This window comes from Rhizobacter sp. P2_G4, assembly GCF_056403575.1.
Window position 1 is genome coordinate 85,210 of record NZ_JBFUFG010000007.1, and the last position, 21,449, is coordinate 106,658.

Annotated in this window: 18 protein-coding genes; 7 read left to right on the forward strand and 11 right to left on the reverse strand. The window is 66.2% G+C overall.

The genetic code is table 11. From position 1 onward, the window contains the following. Positions 1-8: 8 nt before the first annotated feature. Genes AC1DYS_RS22910 through AC1DYS_RS22925 form a run of 4 tightly spaced genes read right to left on the reverse strand, consistent with a single transcriptional unit; the run spans position 9 to position 3,402 of the window. Positions 9-1,031 carry a TRAP transporter substrate-binding protein gene (locus AC1DYS_RS22910; RefSeq protein WP_477903436.1) on the reverse strand — a complete coding sequence of 341 codons (1,023 nt, stop codon included), beginning with the start codon at positions 1,029-1,031 and terminating at the stop codon, positions 9-11. Positions 1,032-1,059: 28 nt separating this feature from the next. Continuing rightward, the gene (locus AC1DYS_RS22915) at positions 1,060-2,349 is read right to left on the reverse strand and encodes a TRAP transporter large permease (RefSeq protein ID WP_477903438.1); all 1,290 of its coding nucleotides are present in this window, start codon (positions 2,347-2,349) and stop codon (positions 1,060-1,062) included. Positions 2,350-2,389: 40 nt separating this feature from the next. Then, positions 2,390-2,890, reverse strand: a complete 501-nt coding sequence (locus AC1DYS_RS22920) for a TRAP transporter small permease subunit (RefSeq protein WP_477903440.1) — start codon at positions 2,888-2,890, stop codon at positions 2,390-2,392. After that, positions 2,887-3,402, reverse strand: a complete 516-nt coding sequence (locus tag AC1DYS_RS22925; RefSeq protein ID WP_477903442.1) for a gluconokinase — start codon at positions 3,400-3,402, stop codon at positions 2,887-2,889. Before AC1DYS_RS22925 ends, AC1DYS_RS22920 begins: the two co-directional genes overlap by 4 nt. Positions 3,403-3,607: 205 nt before the next feature. Here AC1DYS_RS22925 and gntR point away from each other — a divergent pair, with 205 nt between their 5' ends. Next, complete coding sequence (gene gntR, locus AC1DYS_RS22930; RefSeq protein WP_477903444.1) at positions 3,608-4,630, forward strand: HTH-type transcriptional regulator GntR; 1,023 nt, start codon at positions 3,608-3,610, stop codon at positions 4,628-4,630. Positions 4,631-4,814: 184 nt separating this feature from the next. Here gntR and AC1DYS_RS22935 read toward each other — a convergent pair whose 3' ends face one another. From AC1DYS_RS22935 to AC1DYS_RS22960, 6 genes are all read right to left on the reverse strand, one after another. Further along, the gene (locus tag AC1DYS_RS22935; RefSeq protein WP_477903446.1) at positions 4,815-8,027 is read right to left on the reverse strand and encodes an efflux RND transporter permease subunit; all 3,213 of its coding nucleotides are present in this window, start codon (positions 8,025-8,027) and stop codon (positions 4,815-4,817) included. A gap of 27 nt (positions 8,028-8,054) precedes the next feature. Then, a complete protein-coding gene (locus AC1DYS_RS22940; protein WP_477903448.1) occupies positions 8,055-9,227 on the reverse strand; it encodes an efflux RND transporter periplasmic adaptor subunit in 1,173 nt (390 codons plus the stop codon). Between the two features lie 184 nt (positions 9,228-9,411). Beyond that, positions 9,412-10,437 carry an aldo/keto reductase gene (locus AC1DYS_RS22945; protein WP_477903450.1) on the reverse strand — a complete coding sequence of 342 codons (1,026 nt, stop codon included), beginning with the start codon at positions 10,435-10,437 and terminating at the stop codon, positions 9,412-9,414. Positions 10,438-10,580: 143 nt separating this feature from the next. Further along, positions 10,581-12,560 carry a methyl-accepting chemotaxis protein gene (locus AC1DYS_RS22950; protein ID WP_477903452.1) on the reverse strand — a complete coding sequence of 660 codons (1,980 nt, stop codon included), beginning with the start codon at positions 12,558-12,560 and terminating at the stop codon, positions 10,581-10,583. Positions 12,561-12,701: 141 nt separating this feature from the next. Then, complete coding sequence (aroC, locus tag AC1DYS_RS22955; RefSeq protein WP_477903454.1) at positions 12,702-13,817, reverse strand: chorismate synthase; 1,116 nt, start codon at positions 13,815-13,817, stop codon at positions 12,702-12,704. 198 nt (positions 13,818-14,015) lie between these two features. Then, positions 14,016-14,495: a CBS domain-containing protein gene (locus AC1DYS_RS22960; protein ID WP_477903456.1), complete on the reverse strand. Its 480-nt coding sequence runs from the start codon at positions 14,493-14,495 to the stop codon at positions 14,016-14,018. Positions 14,496-14,636: 141 nt separating this feature from the next. Between AC1DYS_RS22960 and AC1DYS_RS22965 the strand changes: the two genes are divergently transcribed. The 4 genes from AC1DYS_RS22965 to AC1DYS_RS22980 are packed head-to-tail and all read left to right on the forward strand — an operon-like array spanning position 14,637 to position 18,393. After that, complete coding sequence (locus tag AC1DYS_RS22965; RefSeq protein WP_477903458.1) at positions 14,637-15,938, forward strand: O-acetylhomoserine aminocarboxypropyltransferase; 1,302 nt, start codon at positions 14,637-14,639, stop codon at positions 15,936-15,938. After that, positions 15,935-16,756, forward strand: a complete 822-nt coding sequence (locus tag AC1DYS_RS22970) for an alpha/beta fold hydrolase (protein ID WP_477903460.1) — start codon at positions 15,935-15,937, stop codon at positions 16,754-16,756. Before AC1DYS_RS22965 ends, AC1DYS_RS22970 begins: the two co-directional genes overlap by 4 nt. Then, positions 16,753-17,082 carry an Mpo1-like protein gene (locus AC1DYS_RS22975; RefSeq protein WP_477903462.1) on the forward strand — a complete coding sequence of 110 codons (330 nt, stop codon included), beginning with the start codon at positions 16,753-16,755 and terminating at the stop codon, positions 17,080-17,082. The genes AC1DYS_RS22970 and AC1DYS_RS22975 overlap by 4 nt, the downstream gene beginning before the upstream one ends. Before the next feature lie 18 nt (positions 17,083-17,100). After that, a complete protein-coding gene (locus AC1DYS_RS22980; protein WP_477903464.1) occupies positions 17,101-18,393 on the forward strand; it encodes a sensor domain-containing diguanylate cyclase in 1,293 nt (430 codons plus the stop codon). Here the strand turns inward: AC1DYS_RS22980 and AC1DYS_RS22985 are convergent. Beyond that, positions 18,383-19,618: a YihY family inner membrane protein gene (locus tag AC1DYS_RS22985; RefSeq protein WP_477903466.1), complete on the reverse strand. Its 1,236-nt coding sequence runs from the start codon at positions 19,616-19,618 to the stop codon at positions 18,383-18,385. The genes AC1DYS_RS22980 and AC1DYS_RS22985 overlap by 11 nt on opposite strands. A gap of 20 nt (positions 19,619-19,638) precedes the next feature. Here AC1DYS_RS22985 and AC1DYS_RS22990 point away from each other — a divergent pair, with 20 nt between their 5' ends. Together AC1DYS_RS22990 and AC1DYS_RS22995 are read left to right on the forward strand one after the other, a co-directional pair. Further along, positions 19,639-20,046, forward strand: coding sequence for a DUF2069 domain-containing protein (locus tag AC1DYS_RS22990; protein WP_477903468.1), 408 nt, complete (start codon positions 19,639-19,641; stop codon positions 20,044-20,046). Next, the gene (locus AC1DYS_RS22995) at positions 20,043-21,446 is read left to right on the forward strand and encodes an FAD-binding oxidoreductase (protein WP_477903470.1); all 1,404 of its coding nucleotides are present in this window, start codon (positions 20,043-20,045) and stop codon (positions 21,444-21,446) included. Before AC1DYS_RS22990 ends, AC1DYS_RS22995 begins: the two co-directional genes overlap by 4 nt. Positions 21,447-21,449 lie beyond the last annotated feature (3 nt).

Below are 21,449 nucleotides of genomic sequence, written 5' to 3' on the forward strand. Positions count from 1 at the left end.
GGTTCAAGTCACTTCTTGGCGCGGATCTTGGCCAGCTCGCCCTGCGTGTCGTTCCACAAGTCTTGGCCCACGCTCACAGAGACGGAGGCGTTCACCTTGGTCAGCTTGTCGCGCATGCGGCCGGCTTCGGCAGGCGAGAGTTCGTTGATCTGCATGCCCTTGGCCTTGAGATCGGCGAGCGCCTTGGCGGCTTCGTCGCGCGTGTCCTTGCGCTCGAAATCGCGGCTCTTCACGGCGGCGTCCGTCAGCACCTTCTTCTCGGCGGGCGAGAGGCCGTCCCAGAACTTCTTGCTGACCGTCACGATCCACGGGCTGTAGACGTGGTTGGTGACGGTGAGGTACTTCTGCACTTCGTAGAACTTGCTGGAGAGGATGGTGTTGAACGGGTTCTCCTGTCCGTCGACGGCCTTGGTCTCGAGCGCGCTAAACAGCTCGCTGAAGGGCAGCGGAATGGCGTTGGCGCCGAGCGTTCTGAAGCTGTCGAGGAAGACGTTGTTCTGCATCACGCGCAGCTTGATGCCATCCAGGTCTTCGAGCTTGGCAACGGCGCGCTTGTTGTTGGTGAGATTGCGGAAGCCGTTCTCCCAGTAGACGAGGCCGACGAGGCCCTTCTCTTCGAGCTTGGCCTTGACCTTGGTGCCCACCGGCCCGTCGAGCACAGCGTCGGCTTCCCGCGCGTTGTTGAACAGGAATGGTGTGTCCCACAACGCCATCTCTTTGGTGATGCCGACCAGCGTGGCGGTGGAACCGACCATCATTTCTTGTGCGCCGCCTACCAGCGCCTGCTGCATCTGCACGTCCGAGCCGAGACTCGCGGCACCGAAGGCGCGGATCTTCATCTTGCCGCCCGAGAGCTTGTCGACCTCGTCGACGAAGACCTTGGTCGCGCGGCCCTGGTTCGATTGTTCGTTGAGGCCGTAGCCGAAGCGGATGAGGCGGGGCTTGATGTCTTGCGCAAAGGCCGGTGTGAGAGCAGTCGTCGCGAGTGCCACGGCAACCGCGAGCACGCTGCGGCGAATCAGTTGAGTCATGGAGGTCTCCTTCAAGGTCTTGTGAAAATCAGCGCAGCCACACCAGCGGTGCGGTCACGATCTGCGGGAACAGGGTGAACAGCGCGAGGATCGCGACGTAGGTGATGAGGAACGGGTTCACACCGCGAATCACTTCGTCGAGCCGCATGCGCCCTACTCCGGCCACCACGTTGAGCACCGTGCCCACGGGCGGCGTGATGAGGCCGATGGCGCCGTTGAGCACGAACATCAGGCCGAAGTAGACCGGGTCGATGCCAGCCTTGGTGGCGATCGGCAGCATCACCGGCGCAAAGATCAGGATCGTGGGCGTGAGGTCGAGCGCGGTGCCGATGAGCACCAACAGAATCATCATCACCGCCATCAGCACGCGCGGGTACTCGACCAGCGGCCCGAGCCAGCCCGTCATCGTGGCCGGCAGGTCGGCCAGCGTGACCATGTAGCTAGCCACCTGGGCTCCAGCGCAGAGAAACATCACGATGGCCGTCGTCTTGGCGGCACGCACCAGCACACCGTGAAACTGGCCGAGCGTCATCTCGCGGTGTACGAAGAACGCGATCACGAGCGCATAGACAGCCGCAACCACCGCCGCCTCGGTCGGCGTGAACCAGCCGGTCTTCATGCCGCCGATGATGATGAGCGGCATCAATAGCGCCCAGAAGGCCTTGGCCGTGGCGCGCAGGCGCTGTGTGACTGGCACCGCCACACCGGCCGGCAGATCCATTTGCCGCAGCTGCAGCTTCCAAGCGATCACCAGGCCCGTGCCCATGATCAGCCCCGGCACGATGCCCGAGAGGAACAGCGACGAGATGGACGTGTTGGTCGTCACACCGTAGATCACGAACGGCATCGACGGCGGAATGATGGGCGCGATGATGCCGCCCGAGGCGATCAGCCCGGCAGATGTGGCCATCGGATACCCGTGCGCCCGCATCATCGGCAGCAAGATCGTCGCGAGCGCCGCGGTGTCGGCCAACGCCGAGCCGCTCATGCTGGCCATCAGGATCGCCGCGCCGATGGTGACAAAGCCGAGCCCGCCGCGAATGTGGCCGACCCAGGCCTGCGCCATCTCGATGATGCGGCGGCTGATACCGCCCGCGTTCATCAACTCGCCGGCAAGGATGAAGAACGGCACGGCCAGCAGCGGGAAGCTGTCGATGCCGGCCACGAGGTTCTGCGCGAAGAGCTGCGTGTCCCAGAAGCCGAGTGCCCAGGCCATCGACGCGCCGGTGAGCACGAGCGAGAAAGCGAGCGGCACGCCCAGGCCCATGAAGCCGAGCATGGCGACGATGAAGATGACGGCGACGAGACTTTGGTTCATGCGGCAAGTCCCGTGAAGAAAGTGAGCGTTGGGGTCGCCATCACTCCACCTCTGCACTGTGGTCGAAGGCAATGGCGCTGCCTCGAACGAAGTTGACGAATGCCATCACGCCGATCGCCACCGAACAAAGAAACGCCGGCAGCGGCAACAGTGCGGACGGGTAGCCCAGCACCACGCTCTTGCTGTCCATGCCGACGACGACCTGCTGCCAGGCACCCCAGGCCACCAGCACGCAGGTCAGCACGACCAACGCATGGATGACACGCGTGACGACTTTCAATACCGCCGGCTTGGCCTGCAAGGGATGGAGCAGGCTCGTGAAGGCCATGTGCTCGCCCAGCGGGTACGCGGCCGTTGCGCCGATGAAGACCATCCAGACGAACAGCAGGCGCGACAGTTCTTCGCTCGCCGCAATGCCGCTGCCGAAGCCATAGCGAAGCACCACGTTGAGAAACACCGCGAAGGCCATCACGCCCAGCGTCACGGCCATCGAGGTGTCGGCAAGCCGCTGCCAGCGGTTGCGCGGGGCGGGCACGTTCATGGGGTACTCCTCGTCGCGAGCCAGGTGGCGATCTCTTGAGCCAGGTCGTCGCGCTCGCGCAGTGCGTCGACGCACAGCACGCGGGCTTCGCCGTGAGGCGGCTCGAGCGTTGCGAACTGGCTGTCGACCAGGCTGGGTGGAAACAGGTGGGCGCTGGCGCGGGCAGCTACGCGGGCCAGCGCATGCGGCTTGTCGATCTCGAGAAAGACGAAGCGCAGGCCGGGATCGTGGCGGCGCAGGCCATCGCGGTAGCTACGCTTCAGCGCCGAGCAGGTTAGCGCGACCGGCTCGCCGCGGCGCTGGTGCTCAGCCAGCAGATCGCCGAGCTTGGCGAGCCAGGCAGCGCGGTCCGTGTCGTCAAGGGCGATGCCCTGCCGCATCTTGGTCTTGCTCGCTTCGGAGTGGAAGTCGTCACCTTCCACTAGCGGCCAGCCCATGCGCGCGGCCACGGCACTCGCTGCACTCGACTTGCCGCAACCGGCCACACCCATGAACACCGCTGAACTCGTCATCTCGTCTGGGATAGCGCTATCTCAAATGTCGAAAAAATATGCGAGATCGGGCAGGTATCGCCATGCGTTTCGGTGCCTCCGTCCACAGGAGAACTCACTGCCGCCAAGCTTGCTGCCACTCGCGAGATAGCGCTATCCTACGGGCGAATCAGCGGCCACCCATCCGGGATTACCCGCAACCCACCTGCTGCGACACTCGCTCCCGATGACATCACCCCACCGCCCCCGCGCCACTGGCCGCGTGACCCTGAACGATGTGGCCACTGCCGCCGGCGTCAGCCCCATCACCGTCTCACGCGCGCTGCGCGGCGAGCGCAGCGTGGCCGCCGAGTTGGTGGAGAAGGTGCGCGCCGCAGCGCTTCAGCTCGGCTACGTACCCGACCCGGCAGCGCGTGCCCTCGCCTCCAGCCGCAGCTCGCACGTGGCGGTGCTGATCCCGCTGCTGACGAACGCGCTCTTCGTCGACCTGCTCGAAGCCGTGCACCGCACGCTGCTGCCGGCGGGCTACCAGACGCTGATCGGCGTCACGCACTACGACCCTCACGAAGAAGAGCTGCTGCTCAACAGCTACATGGCACACCGGCCCGCCGGCCTGCTGGTGACAGGCTTCGACCGCACCGAAGCCAGCCGGCAGTTGATCGCAGCCAGCAAGGTGCCCTGCGTGCACGTGATGGAGATGACGACGGCGCAAGGCGTGCACAGCGTGGGTTTTTCGCAGACCGACGCCGGCCATGCCATCACCGCCCACCTGCTCGCGCGCGGACGCAAGCGCATCGCCTTCGTCGCCTCGCAGCTCGACCCGCGGGTGATGCAGCGCGCCGAAGGCTACCGGCGCTGCCTGCGCGAGGCCGGGCTCTACGACCCGAAGCTGGAGCTGCTCAACCCCGAACCCTCGTCGCTGGCGCTCGGCAGCCAGCTCTTCGAACAGATGCTGCGCATGCACTCAGATGTCGACGCGATCTTCTTCTGCAACGACGACCTGGCCCAGGGCGGCTTGCTCGCCGCTCTGCGCATCGGCGTCAAAGTGCCCGACACCATCGCCGTGGCCGGCTTCAACGACTTGAATGGCAGCGACCAGATGCTGCCGCCCTTGACCACGGTGCACACACCTCGCACCGAGATCGGCGAGCAAGCGGCGCGCATGCTGCTGCAACTGATGCGCCGCGAGCCGCTCGCGCGAACCTGCATCGACGTGGGCTACGAGCTGATCGTGCGCGGCAGCACCTAAGGCGACGCTGAACAAGTCCCTCGCGGACGGCGCATCCTCGTTTTGGGCGGTCTGCGGCGTTGCAAATGCTCGCGATACCTGTGGGTATCGCTGCGCTTTGCGCCTTGCAGCCCATCCCAAACCGAGGCGCGCCGCCTCGCAGGAACTTATTCAGCGTCGCCCTAGGCGCTGCCGCTCCGTCACATCACTTGGCGATCAGATCGCCCGGCATCACGCTCGGGCCCGCAGCAGACTCGGACTCTTCGACCTTCACCTTCTTGTCGCGCACCAGGTACGAATACAAGACCGGCACCACCACGAGCGTGAGCAAGGTCGACGTGATCACGCCGCCGATGATCGCGCGCCCCATCGGGGCCTGGATCTCGCCACCTTCATTCAGCGCCAGCGCCAGCGGCAGCATGCCGAACACCATGGCGGCCGTGGTCATCATGATCGGGCGCATGCGCACCAGCCCGGCTTGCAGCAAGGCCTCGGGCACGCTCAGGCCAGCCCGGCGGCCGTGGTTGGCAAAGTCGACCAACAGAATCGCGTTCTTCGTCACCAGGCCCATCAGCATCACCAGCCCGATCATCGAGAACAGATTGAGCGTTGAACGCGTGATCAGCAAGGCCAGCATCACGCCGATGAGCGCGAGGGGCAGCGAGGCCATGATGGCCAGCGGCTGGAGAAAGCTGCCGAACTGCGATGCGAGCACGATGTAGATGAAGATCACCGCCGCGCCCAGCGCCATCAGGATGCCGGCAAAGGCTTCCTCTTGGTCCTTGGTCTGGCCGCCCACGTCGAAGCGGTAGCCAGGAGGCAGCTGCGTTTCCTTGACGAGCTTCTGCACATCGGCGCCCACGTCACCACTCGGGCGGCCTTGTGCGCCGGCGTAGATCGCCTGGCGGCGTTGCAGGTCCTGGCGTTTGATGACCTCGGGGTTGACCACGGGCACGATGTCGGCCACGCGCGAGAGCGCGATCGGCGTGCCGTCTTTGGCGTACGCCACCGGCAGGTTGTCGAGCTGCGAAATGGTTTCGCGCGAGGCTTGCGGCAAGCGCAGCTCCACTTCGACCTGCTCGCCGTCGGGTGCCGTCCAGTACGTTGCCACATCGCCGTTGATGAAGCTGCGCAGGCTGGCGGCCAACTGGCTCGACGTCAGCCCGAGTTCGCGCACGGCGTCGGGCTTCGGGCGAACGGCATAGGCCGGCAGCCCGGGCTTCACCGAGGTGGTCAGGTCGCTGATGCCCTTGACCTTGGCCACCTTGTCACGCAGACGCAGCACTTCGGCCTCCAGCACGTTGGGGTCGGGGCCGAGCAGCGCCACGTAGATCGGCAGGTTGCCCAACGACAGCTCGATGCCGGGGATGGGCTTGAGCGCCTCACGCAGCGCCTGCTCGACTTCGCTTTGCGTGCGTTTGCGCTCGTGCGGCTTGACGAGCTGCAGGCTCAGCGCCGCGCTGTTGCGTGCCGTGCTGCCGGTATCGCCCAGCGTCGCCGACATCAGGCGCACCTCGGAAAACTGCCGCACCACCGACTCGATCTGCGCCAGCTTCTCGTTGCCGCGCTGCAGGCTCGTGCCCACCGGCAGCGTCACGTTCATCTGGATGTAGCTGTTGTCGGTTTCGGGGATGAACTCGCTGCCCACCAACGGCGCCAGCATGATCGCGCCGACGAAGCTGGCGAGCCCGAGCCAGACCACCACGCCGCGGTGCGTGAGCGTGGCAAAGCGCAAGCGCCGTGGCTGTGCCTTGTCGCGCTTGCCGGCGTCGTCGAATGGGTGGCCGTAGGCCGGAATCGGCGGCACCAGCAGCCGATAGCGTTGGCCGGAGAACACCCAGTGGATCAGGCGCTCGTAGATGCCGTGCATCAGGTCGAGCAGGCGGTCGGTGCCACGCATCAGGTGGCCGAGCACCGGCAGTCGAGCCAGGCGGTTGGTGGGCGGGTCGCGCCAGATGCTCGAGAGCATCGGATCGAGCGTGAAGCTCACGAACAGCGAGACCAGCACCGCCGCCGTGACGGTGATGCCGAACGGAAAGAAGAACTTGCCGACGATGCCCTTCATGAACGCCACCGGCACGAACACCGCGCAGATGGCGAAGGTGGTAGCCATCACGGCCAGGCCGATTTCGTTGGTACCGTCGCTCGCGGCGGTATGGTGGTCCTTGCCCATGTGGACATGCCGCACGATATTTTCTCGCACCACGATCGCATCGTCGATCAGCAGGCCAACGCACAGGCTCAGCGCCATCAGTGTCATGAAATTGAGCGTGAAGCCGAAGGCGTAGACGGCGATGAACGACGAGATCACCGCGATCGGCAGCGTGAGCCCGGTGATGATGGTGCTGCGCCAGGAGTGCAGGAACAAGAACACGATCGCCACCGTGAGCAGCGCGCCTTCGATCAGCGTGTGCTTCACGCCTGAGAGCGAGTTGGCCACCCAGTCACTGTCGGCATAGACCAGGCGCAGCTCCACGCCGGGCGGCATCTGCTTGCGCAGTTCTTCAGCTGCGTCCTTGATGCCCTGGCCGGTCTCGACGATGTTGGCGTCTTGCTGCTTGAACACCTGGAACGAGATCGCCGGCACGCCGTCGACGCGGGAGATCGATGTCGGCTCGCGCTCGCGCTCGACCAGCTCGCCCAGGTCGGCGAGGCGGATCACTGCGCCATTGCGCGTGGCCACCACTACGTCGGCAAAGGCCTTGGCGTCGCGCATCTTGCCTTCCACGCGGACGATGGTGTCTTCTTTCGCGCCGCTCAGCAGGCCGACCGGCATGTCGGCGTTGGCGCGCAGCAGCGCGGCTGACACGTCGCTGGGCGTCAGTTGGTAGGCACGCAGGCGCTGCGGGTCGAGGTCGATGCGCACCTGGCGCACTGTGAGGCCGCCCACGTCGACGCGGGCCACACCACCTGTGCGCTCCAATCGCTTGCGCACGACCTGGTCGGCCAGCAGCGAGAGCTCGCGTGCGCTGCGCGTCGGCGAGAGCAGTGACAGATAGACCGTGGGTTGCGCGTTGTCGCCGTCGAAACGGTTGACGAACGGCGTCTTGGCGTCACGCGGGAAGTTGGCCTGCGCAGCGGCGATCTTGTCGCGCACATCCTGCACGGCGCGTGTCATGTCGGCGCTGAGCTGGAACTCGACGACCGTTTCGCTGCGACCCTCGAAGCTGTTGGAGCGGATCATCTTCACGCCGGCAATGCCGTTGAGCGCGAGTTCGATCGGTCGCGTGAGTTCGGTCTCGATCGCGTCGGGCGAAGCCCCCGGGTAGGCCACGCTCACGAACACGATGGGCGGCGAGATGTCGGGCAGGCGCTCGACGCGCAGCTGGCTGTACGAGAACAGCCCGAGTACGCACAGCGCGACCATGATCATGGTCGCGAAGACGGGGTTGTTGATGGAAACGCGGGTGAACCACATGTGATGCTCCGTGAGTTCGCTGCGCGTTCAGGACTTGGCCGACGAGATAGATGCGGCCGGCGCCGACCGCACCTCGACCACCTTGGCCGGCGAGCCTTCCTTCAGGTTGTCGAAGCGCGAGCCCAGCACCTGGGCATCGGCGGCCAGGCCGCGGATCACTTCGATGCGGCCCGTCCCCGGGCTTTTGCGGCCGGTGATCACGATGCGCCGCACCAGCGCGCCCTTTTCCACCGTCCACACGAAGTCCTGGCCCGAGGCCTGGCCGAGTGCGCTGTCGGGCAGCGTGAGGCGCTTGGTGTCGTCGTGCAGCTCGACGCTCGCCTGGGCGTATTGCCCGGCGCGGAACAGCTCTCGCTGGTTCTCGAGCACCACCACCACGCCGATGGCGCGCGTGCCCGGTTCAGCCGCAGGCGCAATGCGGTCGATGCGGCCGACAACCGGCTCGCCCTGGCCTTCCACCCTCACCTTGACCGCCTGGCCTGCCTTGAGCATCGAGACCTCGTGCGTGCCAACCATGCCGGCCAGCTCCAGCGTCGACAGGTCCACCACCGTGAGCAGTTGCTGCTCGGCGCTGACCTTCTCGCCAGGCACCACGTGGCGCTTGCCGACGATGCCGGAGATCGGTGCCACCAGCGCTGCTTCCTTCACACCCAGGCGCACGGTCGACAGCTGGGCCTGGGCCGACTTGAGCTGCGCACGGGCTGCGTCGAGCCGTGCCTGTGACGACTGCAGGCCCGTCGAGGAGATGAAGCTCTGGCTGGCCAGGCTGATGTTGGCCTGGTGCTGGCGCTCGGCTTCGTCCACCGAGGCCTGGGCGGATTCAACGCTCGCCGAGCGCTCGGTGACGCGGCTTTGCAGGTCGGCCAGGTCGATGTCGCCGAGCACCTGTCCCGCCTTGACGCGGCTGCCCTCGTTCACCTTCAGTGCCAGGAGGGTACCGGCCGCCTTGGCCTTGACCACCGCGGTTCGCGGTGCGACCAGCGGTCCCGAGAACTCGATGGTCACGGGCATCACCGTGAGCAGGGGTTGCACCACCTCGCGGGTGGTGAATTCGAGCGGCACGTCGGGCTTCTTGCCATCTTTGGACGGCGCGTCCTTGGCTCCGTTGCCCATGCGGGGCACGACTGCCAGCCCGATCCCTGCCACCACGGCCGCGACGATGAAGCCGCTGACCCAGAGCCGCTTTCTTGAAATGCTCATCCTGCTCTCTCCTGCTGCGCCAGCCCTTGTGGGGATGCGCCCTGTTGTTTGTCAGATGTCGTTACCGGCGGCAGTTTATGGGCGGGGTTCCCTTGCCAAGCCGGTGCTGCGACAAACTGCAGATTGAAGGGGCCGAACCGTGCCGGTAGGCGACGGGCGGCCGGAACTCGTGGCTGAAATGCTCCTATGCGTGACCAAGCACCGGGTGCGGCTCGTAGCCTTCACCCAGCGTCTTGAGTTCGTCGGCCGACAGGCGCAGCTCGACGGCGGCCGCCGCGTCGTCCAGCTGAGGCAGCTTGCTGGCGCCGATGATGGGCCCGGTGATGCCTGGCTGGTGCAGCAGCCAGGCGTAGGCCAGCGTGGCGGCGCTCACGCCGCGTTGCGCTGCCATGGCTTTCAGGCGCTCGACGGTGGCGAAATCGCTGTCGCGGTAGTAGTAGTTCTGCGCCAGGTCGTCGGTCTGAGCGCGCGAGGTGCTGCCGCTGGTCTTGTCGTCCTTGGCACGGTTGCCGGCCAGGAAGCCGCGCGCCAGCGGGCTCCAGGGGATCACGCCAATGCCCTGGTCGCGGCACAGCGGCAGCATCTCGCGCTCTTCTTCGCGGTAGGCCAGGTTGTAGTGGTTCTGCATGCTGACGAAGCGCGTCCAGCCGTTCTCCTTGGCCACTTGCTGCGCCTTGGCGAACTGCCAGGCCCACATCGAACTCGCGCCGATGTAGCGGGCCTTGCCGGCCTTGACCACGTCGTGCAGCGCTTCCATCGTTTCTTCGATCGGCGTGTGGGCATCCCAGCGGTGGATCTGGTACAGGTCGATGTAGTCGGTGTTCAGGCGCTTCAGGCTTGCGTCGATGGCGTGGAAGATCCGCTTGCGGCTCAGGCCCTGCGTGTTCGGTGGCACCTGCGAGGTCGAGCCGGCGGTGAAGCGGGCCTCCGTCATGCTCACCGGAAAAAACAGCTTGGTGGCGATGACTACTTCGTCGCGCTTGCAGAACTCGCCGAGAAACTTGCCGGTCATCACCTCGCTCTGGCCGGCAGAGTACGTATCGGCGGTGTCGAAGAAGTTGATGCCCAGCTCGACCGCGCGTTTGACCAGCGGACGGCTCGCCGCTTCATCAAGAATCCACCGGCGCCAGGCCGGTGTGCCGTAGGTCATCATGCCCAGGCAGAGGCGGGAAACGTTGAGGCCGGTGGACCCGAGGCGGGTGTATTTCATGGAGGCTCCGGTTCGCCGTGCGGGCGGCAAACCGAGAGCTTAGGTCAACTCAGGCGCGCTGGCTCCCCCACGTTTGTGAGGCGGTCGCTGCCGGTCAACGGCATCGGGACCGGTAAGCGGCACTGCCGCTGCAAGCTTTGATCTCAGGGCAGCTTGAACATGGCCACTTCTTCGGCCAACTGAAGCGCCTGGCCCTTGAGCGTCGACGCGGTTGCCGCGGTCTGCTCCACCAGGGCGGAGTTCTGCTGAGTCATGCGGTCGAGCTCTTGCACCGCGCCGCCGATCTGCGTCACGCCCGAGCTTTCTTCCTTCGCGGCACCCGAGATCTCGCGCAGCAGGTCGCTCATGCGCTGGGCGTTGCTCACCAGTTCCTTCATCGTGACGCCGGCACCTTCGACGATGCGCGTGCCCGAATCGACCCGCTCGACGCTGGTCGTGATCAAGCCCTTGATCTCCTTGGCCGCCTGGGCGCTGCGCTGCGCCAGGCTGCGCACTTCGCCGGCCACGACAGCAAAACCGCGGCCCTGCTCGCCCGCACGCGCCGCTTCCACGGCGGCATTCAGCGCGAGGATGTTGGTCTGGAATGCGATGCCGTCGATCACGCCGATGATGTCGCTGATCTGGCTCGACGACGCGTGGATCTGCTGCATGGTCGTGACCACCTGGCCGATGACCTCGCCGCCGCGCGCGGCCACACCGGAGTTGGCAACCGCCACCACCGAGGCCTGATGCGCGTTGTCGGCCGTGTTCTTGATCGTGGCCGAGATCTGTTCCATCGACGAGGCGCTCTTTTCCAGGTTGGAGGCTGTCTGCTCGGTGCGGGCCGACAGGTCCATCGATGCCGATGCGATCTCGGAGCTGGCCTGCACGATCAGCCCTGACGAGCCGCGCACCTTCGAGACGATGTTCCGCAACGAGGCCTGCATGTCGGCCAGCGTGCCCATCAGCTTGGCGGCCTCGTCCGTGCCCCAGGGGCGAGGCCGAGTCGTCAGGTCACCGGAGGTCATCGCTTCGAGGTGCTTCTGCACCTCTCGCAGGCCGCCCTGGGTGACGAGGAAGAAACAGTAGAAGAGGTAGACCCCGGCAGCGAGCGCCACGGCGACGATCGCCGTCGTCACGTCGCGCACTGACTTCATGCCGGCGATGCGCTTCTCGATCAGGCGGTCGAGGTCATCGAGCAGGTGGGTCGAGAAGTCGAACTGGGCATCGATCGCCAGCCTGGCGGCATCGTTGTACGCCGCCTTATCGCCCTTGGCGCCGTCGGCACCCAGCAGGTTGCTGCGCGACAGCTCGATGAAGCCGCGCAAGGGTTTCATTGCCGCGTCGGCCTTCAGCGAGCCCACGAGCTCGGGTGTGGCCGTGGTGGCCTTCGCCAGGCCGATCTTGGTCTGGTCTTCGTGGTACTCGACCAGCGGCATGCGGTCGGCAATCACGCGCATCGCATCAGGCGAAGGTGCCGCCAGCGCCTGCGCTGCAGCGGCCTGCACGCGTGCCATCAGCTCGATGAGCTGCGGGACGCGCGTGGTCGACAGATCCATCAGGTAGTAGGTGTCGAGATCGGGGTCGAGGATGAGATTGGAGCCGTCGGTCGCCTGCCCGAGCACATCGAGCTGCGCGGCAATGAAACGCGTGTGGGCATCGAACGCGGCTTCCGCGTTGCCTGCCGACGCGGCGAGCTTCGAGGCCGCTTCGGTCACCTTGGCAAATTGCGGGCTGGTGCCTAGACCCGCGCCGAGGCGAGCCTCAGTGGCGCCAACGACCTTGAGCTGCGCGTCGACCTTGCTGCGCATGTCGGCTGCCGATGGCGTGCCGGCCAGCGTGCGCTGCTGCACCGACAGCTTCAGCAGAGGCATCAGGTCGCGAACGTATTCGATGCCGAGGCGTTCCTTGGCCGAGAACTCGATCGATGCGGCCTTGTCGGTGTAAAAGCTCCAGCCGAGCGCCAGCACCGGCACCAGGAACATGGCCGACACCATCGCGGCCTTGGTCTTGAAGTGCACTTGGCGGAACAAGCGGATGCCGGGTGCCCACACGCTGTGGTACCGAAAGAATTCGGTCGGGCCTGTGGCGGCTTGCGTCGAGTCAGGCGCGGCCGTCGGCCTCGCTCCAAGGGATTGGTCCATCACACGGTTCCTGTGTTGTCTCGTGGCCGGTATGCCGGCACAGGCGCCCTCTGGATCTTGGCGCTCCACCGGCTATTCGGCTGGATCCAAGGCAACTTGAGAAACGCCCTGCAGCGCAGGGCAAGGAACCGGGGATAAATCTCAGTCGGCGGGGCCCGCGTCGACTTCGCCTGGGATCGGCGGTGTGGCGACAGTCACGTCGCCGCACTGCGCGCGGTGCCGCAACGCGTGGTCCATCACCACCAGCGCGAGCAGTGCCTCGGCGATCGGCGCGGCACGGATGCCCACACACGGGTCGTGCCGGCCAAAGGTCTCCACGACGGCCGGGTCGCCCTGCAGGTCGATGGACTGGCGCGGGCTGCGGATCGAGCTGGTGGGCTTGACCGCGATCGAGACGGTGATGTCCTGCCCGGTCGAAATGCCACCCAGCACACCGCCTGCGTTGTTGCTGCGAAAGCCTTGCGGCGTCAGTTCATCGCCATGCGTCGTGCCGCGCTGAGTGACGCTGCCGAAGCCGGCGCCGATCTCGACGCCCTTGACGGCGTTGAGGCCCATCATCACGTAGGCGATGTCGGCGTCGAGCTTGTCGTACAGCGGCTCACCGAGGCCAACAGGTACCTTGTGCGCCACCACCGACAGGCGCGCACCGCAGCTGTCGCCGGCCTTGCGCAGCTCGTCCATGTAGGCCTCGAGCCGGCCAATGTCGCTCACGTTCGGCGCGAAGAACGGGTTGTCAGGGATGTGCTTCAGCGATTCGAATGGAATCTCGATGTCGCCGATCTGCGTCATGTAGCCGACGAAGGTGGTGCCGTACTGCTGCTGCAACCACTTGCGCGCCACCGCCCCGGCAGCCACCGTCGGCGCCGTCAGGCGGGCCGACGCGCGCCCACCGCCCCGTGGGTCGCGCAGGCCGTATTTGTGCAGGTAGGTGTAATCGGCATGGCCTGGGCGGAAGGTCTGCAGGATGTTGCCGTAGTCCTTGCTGCGCTGATCGGTGTTGCGGATCAGCAGGCAGATCGGCGTGCCCGTGGTCTTGCCTTCGAACACGCCCGACAGGATCTCGACCGCATCGGCCTCGCTGCGCTGCGTCACATGCCGCGACGTGCCCGGCCGGCGGCGGTCCAGCTCGGGCTGAATGTCCGCCTCGGACAGTTCCATCCCCGGTGGGCAGCCATCGATCACGCAGCCAATAGCCGGGCCGTGGGATTCACCGAAATTGGTGACGCAGAAGAGAGTGCCGAGTGTGCTGCCGGACATGAGGGCCTTGAAAGGGGCTTGCGGGAGGCGCCAATTTTAGGCGCTGCGCAACCGCTTCCTTGCCGGCGAGACCCTCAAGCAATGACCGATGGACCGGGTCTCCCGGCCGTCTTGGTCAGGCCTTGCAGGCCGCGCCGGGCGAGGACGCCCGGCTCTTCGCCAGGGGCATCTCGTCCTCAGGACGAGATGCATCCGGGCTCAGCCCCTCGGAGCAGGAGCGAAAGCGACTGGGGGGCTCTCGTTCTCCACTGGCCAGTCGCGGATGTAGGCCTTGAGCATGCGGTTCTCGAAATCCTGGCTGTCGACCACGGCCTTGGCCACGTCGTAGAACGAGATCACGCCCATCAGCGTGCGCTGCGTCATCACCGGCATGTAGCGCGCGTGGCGCTCGAGCATCATGCGGCGCACTTCGTCGATCTCGGTTTCGGGGGTGCAGGTGAGCGGGTGGTCGTCCATCACGCCACGCACGGTGGTGTTGCCGACCGAGCCGCCGTTCTTCACGATGGCCTGGATGACCTCGCGGAAAGTCAGCATGCCGGTGAGCTCGCCGTGGTCCATCACGACCAGCGAGCCGATGTCGCGCTCGGCCATGGCCTCCACGGCTTCGCCCAGCGCCTGATCGGGCGACGCGGTGAACAGCGTGCCTCCTTTGACACGCAGGATGTCTGCGACTTTCATGGTGATCTCCCGTGGCAGGTGTCGGGTCAATATAGCCCACAATTCCTGAGAGCAACAGATGCAGTTCCCAGGGCAAGCGCCGGGCCACCGATGTTTGCATCCCTCCCGCAGACCTGGGCATGCGCAACACACGGAGACCCCATGCCTGGCCATTCCGACCCTGGATTCGACACCCTGTCACTGCATGCCGGTGCAGGGCCAGACCCGACCACCGGCGCACGCGCCGTGCCCATCTACCTGAGCACCAGCTTCGTCTTCGAGAGCAGCGATCACGCGGCCTCGTTGTTCAACATGGAGCGCTCGGGGCATGTGTACAGCCGCATCTCGAACCCCACGACGGCCGTGCTCGAAGAGCGCGTGGCGGCACTCGAAGGCGGCGTGGGTGCCATCGCCACCAGCAGCGGCCAGGCGGCCCTGCACCTTGCCATCGCCACGTTGGCCGGTGCCGGCTCGCACATCGTTTCGAGCAGCGCGCTGTACGGCGGCTCGCACAACCTTTTGCACTACACGCTGGCGCGCTTCGGCATCTCGACCACCTTCGTCAAGCCGGGTGACATCGACGGCTGGCGTGCTGCCATCCGCCCGAACACACGCATGCTGTTCGGCGAGACGCTCGGCAATCCCGGCCTCGACGTGCTGGACATTCCCACCCTCAGCGCCATCGCGCACGAACACGGCCTGCCATTGATGGTGGACTCCACCCTCACCTCGCCCTACCTGATCAAGCCCTTCGATCACGGAGCCGACCTCGTCTACCACTCGGCCACCAAGTTCCTCAGTGGGCATGGCACCGTGGTGGGCGGCGTACTGGTCGACAGCGGGCAGTTCGACTGGAGTTCATCCGACCGTTTCCCTGAGCTGGCACAGCCCTATGCCGGCTTCCACAACATGGTGTTCAGCGAAGAGAGCACCGTCGGTGCGTTCCTGCTGCGCGCACGTCGAGAAGGCTTGCGCGATTTCGGCGCTTGCATGAGCCCGCACACCGCATGGTTGATCTTGCAGGGCATCGAGACCTTGTCGCTGCGCATGGAGCGGCACGTGAGCAATGCGCGCAAGGTGGTCGAGTTTCTGGCCTCGCACGCGATGGTCGACAGCGTGGGCTACCCCGAGCTGCCGGGCCACGCGAGCCATGCACTCGCCGCCAAGCTGTTGCCGCGCGGCTGCGGTTCGGTCTTCAGCTTCAACCTGAAAGGCAACCGCACGCAGGGCAAGGCCTTCATCGAGGCGCTGAAGGTGTTCTCTCACCTAGCCAACGTGGGCGACTGCCGCTCGCTCGTCATCCATCCGGCCTCGACCACGCATTTCCGCATGGACGATGCCGCGCTGGCGCAGGCTGGCATCACGCAGGGCACGATCCGCCTGTCGATCGGGCTGGAAGATGCCGACGACCTGCTCGACGACCTGTCGCGCGCGCTCAAGGCGGCGCAGAAGGCAGGCACATGAAGCTCAGCGTGAACGACTGCGAGGCCTTTGCCTACACCGGTGGCAAGGCCTTCGACACGAGCCTGCCCACCATAGTGTTCATCCACGGCGCCATGCACGACCACAGCGTGTGGGGGCTGCAGACCCGCGCCCTGGCGCACCAGGGTTTTGGGGTGCTCGCCGTCGATCTGCCCGGCCATGGCCGCAGCGTCGGCCCGGCGCCGGCCAGCGTGGAAGCCGCGGCCCGGTGGGTGGCCGACCTGATCGCAGCAGCGGGCGTGCAACGCGCTGCCCTCGTGGGCCACAGCCTCGGTTCGCTGATTGCCCTGGAAGCGGCGGCCCTGCTCGGAGAACGTGCCACCCATCTGGTGCTGGTGGCCAGCACCTTCCCGATGAAGGTGTCGCCTGTGCTGCTGAGCACCGCGCTCGAGCAGCCGCTGAAGGCGATCGACATGGTGAACGCGCTCTCGTATTCCACCCTGGCCGCCAAGCCATCGGCGCCTGCACCCGGCTTTTGGCTGCACGGCGCCAACCGGGCGCTGATGCGCAGGCTCCAGGCCGCTTATGCCGCTGGCGGCCACTGCAACCTGTTCCACCACGACTTCCAGATGTGTGACGGCTACACCGCCGGGCTCGAATCCGCAGGCCGGGTGCGCTGCCCGAGCCGGCTGATTCTCGGGCGCAGCGACCAGATGACGCCAGCCAGGACCAGCGCGGCACTGGCAAGCGCCCTGCGTGCCGAAAGCATCACGCTGCCCGCCGGACATTCCCTGATGGGAGAAGCACCCGACGGCGTGTTGAATGACATACGGTCATTTCTGACCAGGAGCACGCCATGAACACTGCTGCCACCCCCGTCGATCCGCGCACGCTCAAGAGCTTCGCCGAGTTCTACCCGTTCTACCTGAGTGAACACAGCAACCGAACCTGCCGGCGCCTGCACTTCGTGGGCTCGACACTTGCATTGCTCTGCCTGATGGCCGCCGTGGTGCGTGGCCAGCCTGCCTTCCTGCTGTACGGGCTGCTGTGCGGCTATGGCTTTGCCTGGGTCGGGCATTTCGGCTTCGAGAAGAACAAGCCTGCCTCGTTCAAGCGGCCGCTGTTCAGCTTCATGGGTGATTGGGTCATGTACAAAGACATCTGGACCGGCAAGATTCCCTTCTGATCGAAGGATGCACACGCGATGGACCCCACCGGCCCGCCCGCCGCCGAACGACTCTCCCACAACGAAAGGTTGGTCGACGCGATCGACCTGCCCATCGGCCGCTGGGATGCCGGCAACCGCCTGGTCTTCTGCAACAAACCCTACCTGCAATGGGCCGCTCGCACGCGTGAGGAACTGATCGGCCGCACCCTGCAGGAGATCTTCGGCACCGAGGCGTGGCAATGCGCGCAGCCAGCCTTCGAAGCGGCGTTCCAGGGCCGCACCGTCACCTACGAGCGCCGGCTCACGCATGTCGGAAAAGGGGGCCGCTGGGCGCGCATCCAGGCCTTCCCAGATGCTGACGCGCAGGGGCGTGTCGACAGCATCTTCACCATCGCGTTCGACATTCACGACGACGTGGTGCAACGTGAAGCGCTCACGGCCGCCCGGGAGCGCCTCGACCGCTTCACCGAGAACATCCCCTACCCGCTGACCTACGTCGACCGCAACTTCGTGCTGCTCTTCGTCAACAAGGCCTACATCGAAGCCACCGGCCAGCAACCCAAGCAGCTGCTCGGGCAACCGATCGGTGATGTGCGCGGCGCCAAACGCTGGAAGGAGCACAAGCCCTACTTCGAGCGGGCGCTCGAAGGCAAGCCGGTGCACTACACCCGCCTGGTCGACCTGGCGACCGAAGGCCCGCGCTGGATGCGAACCAGCTACGTGCCCGACTTCGGCGACGACGGCGAGGTGATCGGCCTCTACACCGTCACCATCGACGTGCACGAGCTGACGCTGGCGCAAGAAAACCTCAAGCGCAGCGTCGAACGCGATTCGCTCACCGACGTGCTGAGCCGGCGCACGATGATGGACCGGCTGGAAGCCGCGCTGGCGACCTCGCACCAGACGCCGATGGCGCTGTTCTTCGTCGACCTCGACGGCTTCAAGGAAGTGAACGACCGGCTCGGCCACCGCGCCGGCGACAGCGTGCTGATCGGCGTGGCCCGCGCGCTCCAGGGCGCGGTGCGCGCCGAAGACTCAGTGGCGCGTTTCGGCGGAGACGAGTTCCTCGTGCTCGCGCCCATCCGCGACGCGGCGGGGGCACATGCGCTGGCGCTGCACATGCTCGCCGCGGTGCGCGGCCTGCCGGACCACCCGGTCAGCGCGAGCATCGGCTACGCCCTGGCACCCACCGATTCGCAACAACCGCTCAAGCTGCTGCAGCTGGCCGACGAGGCCATGTACGAGGCCAAGCGCCTGGGCAAGGACCGCGTGGTGTACGGCGGCGCATCGCGTACCACCGCGCCCGGTCCCGCCCTGCCTAGTCGCTGATCAGGTCCTGCAGCGTGGTGTTCGCGAAGCCTGCGCGGTCCCAGAAGCCACGCACGTTGGGCGACGGATCGAGCAGCACCTTGGCGAGCATCGGCTCGGCCGGCGTGGTGGCCGGGTCGCACAACAACACGTAGCGGGCACTGCCCGCTTCTTCGAGCCGGCCGACCCAGTCGATGGCGACCAGGATGTCGAGCAGGGGCTCGATCTGCAGGGGGTCGGTGCGCAGGTTCTCGGAAAGTTTCGCGGCGCTCAGGCCGTGCCGGGTGCCGGTGCGTGCATTCGACAGTTCACGCAGCATGCCGACCGCCAGCTCGAAGCGATAACCGGGCACCGCGGGCCGCCGCACCACGCGCATCTGCAGGCTCGGCGCATAGGCTGCGACCACGGCACCCAGCAGCACGATCACCCAGCCGAGGTACATCCAGATCAGCAGGATGGGCACCGTGGCGAAGGCGCCGTAGACCGTGGCGTAGGTGGGCACGCTGCTGAGGTACCAGCCCAGGCCGCGCTTGGCCAGCTCGAAGCCGGCGGCCACGAACACGCCCCCGCCCAGCGCGTGCCGCCACCGCACGTGCGTGTTGGGCACGTAGTGGAACAAGCCTGCAATGGCGCCGGAGAGCAACAAAAACTGCAGTGCGTTGAGGATGATGCTCACGCCGCCGGGAATGTCGGCCACCAGGCCTTTGCTCGCCGAGATGGCGTACGACGTGAAGGTCAGGCTCACGCCCAGCAGCAAGGGCCCGAGCGTAACGGCAGCCCAGTAGATGAGCACGCGCTGCGCGATGGGCCGCGGCTTGCGAACGCGCCAGATGCCATTGAGCGTGCGGTCGATGGTGAGCATCAGCGTCACGGCGGTGAAGAGCAGCACCACCAGGCCGAAGCCACCCAGGCGGTTGGCCTTGGCCGCGAACTGGGTGAGCGCACCCAGCACCGGGCGGGCGATACTGTCGGGCACGAGGGTCTGCAGAAAGTACTTCTGCAGCGCGTCCTGGAACTTGGCGAACATCGGGAAGGCGGTGAACAGCGCCAACATCACCGTGACCAGCGGCACGAGCGAGATGAGGGTCGTGAACGTCAGGCTGCTGGCCGTGAGACCGAGGCGGTCTTCGCGAAAACGCTGGCGCAGCGTGCGCAGCGTGTCGAGCCAGGGCCAGTTCTGCAGGGTGGCCAGCAGCTCGGCGATCGGCTTTCGCCAACGGGGCTTCAACCACGAGAGTAAATTCATTTGCGGCATCATAGCCAGCGATGACTGATGCCCTTCCCACCTCCCTGCCCCCCGCCCTCCCGCCGTTCGTGAGCCGCACCCGTGCGCTCGCCGTCGGCAGCCTGCTCGGCCTGATCGTGTTAAGCCTGCTGTGGGAGCTGTGGCTCGCACCGCTGCGCCCCGGCGGTTCCTGGCTCGCGCTCAAAGCCCTGCCGCTGACCTTGCCGCTGGCCGGCCTGCTGAAGAACCGCATGTACACCTACCGCTGGGTCAGCCTGCTGGTGTGGCTGTATTTCACCGAAGGCGCAGTGCGCGCCACCAGCGACCGCGGCTTGGGCGCGCCGCTGGCAATGATCGAAGTGCTGTTGTGCCTGGTGCTGTTCGGCGCTTGTGCGATGCATGTGCGGTGGCGGCTGCGTCACCCTCAACCGGCTGGGGTGGTGTCATGAACAATCTACTCAACGCATTACGCACTGCGGTCGGCGCGGCCAACGTGCTGGTCGAGGGCGACCTCTCGGCTTACGAGCAAGACTGGCGCAAACGGTATCGCGGCCGCGCGTTGGCGGTGGTGCGGCCGGGCAACACCACCGAAGTGGCGGCGGTGGTCAAGCTGTGCGCGCGCCACGGTGCCGGGCTGGTGCCACAGGGTGGCAACACCGGCCTCGTGGTCGGCTCGGTGCCCGACGACAGCGGCTCCCAGGTGCTGCTGAGCCTCACACGAATGAACCGCGTGCGCGGCATCGACAGTGCCAACCTCACCCTCACGGTCGAAGCCGGCTGCGTGCTGCAAACCGTGCAGGAGGCGGCTGCCGCGCAAGGCTTCCTGTTCCCGCTGAGCCTGGCCGCGGAAGGCAGCTGCACCATCGGCGGCAACCTTGCCACCAACGCCGGCGGCACGCAGGTGCTGCGCTATGGCAACGCACGCGAACTCTGCCTGGGCCTCGAAGTCGTCACCGCCCAGGGCGAGGTGTGGGACGGCTTGGCCGGCCTGCGCAAGGACAACACCGGCTACGACCTGCGCGACCTCTTCATCGGCAGCGAAGGCACGCTGGGCGTGATCACCGCCGCCACGCTCAAGCTCTATCCGCAACCCGCCGCACGCACGACCGCACTGGCATCGCTGCCCTCGCTCGAAGCCGCGGTGTCATTGCTGCAACTGGCGCAGTCGCGCCTGGGTGCCGGGCTCACCGGCTTCGAGGTGATGAACCGGTTTTCGCTGGCCCTGGTGCGCAAGCACTTTCCGCAGCTGCGGCAGCCTTTGCCTGAGGCCGAGTGGACGGTGCTGCTCGAGCAGTCGGACACCGAGAGCGAGTCGCACGCACGTTCGCTGTTCGAAGGCTTGCTCGAATCGGCGATGGAGAACGGCCTGATCAGCGACGCGGCGGTCGCCGAGAGCATCGAACAGTCGCGCGCGATGTGGCACCTGCGCGAATCGATCCCGCTGGCGCAGCCCGAAGAAGGCCCCAACATCAAGCACGACATCTCGATCCCGGTGTCGCGGATTCCCGCTTTCGTGGCGGCCACCGACGTGGCGCTCCAAGTTGCCCACCCCGGCACCCGCTCAGTGAATTTCGGCCACCTGGGCGACGGCAACCTGCACTACAACCTGCAGGCACCCGTCGGCGTGGATGGTGCGGCTTTCCTGCGCGAGCATGAGCATTCGGTCAACACGGTGGTGTACGACGCGGTGATGGCGCACGGCGGCTCGATCTCAGCCGAGCACGGCGTGGGCAGCCTGAAACGCGATGAACTGGCACAACGCAAATCGCCCGTCGCCCTGCAGATGATGCGGGCGATCAAGCAGGCGCTCGATCCGCAAGGCGTGATGAATCCCGGTCGCATGCTCTGAGGC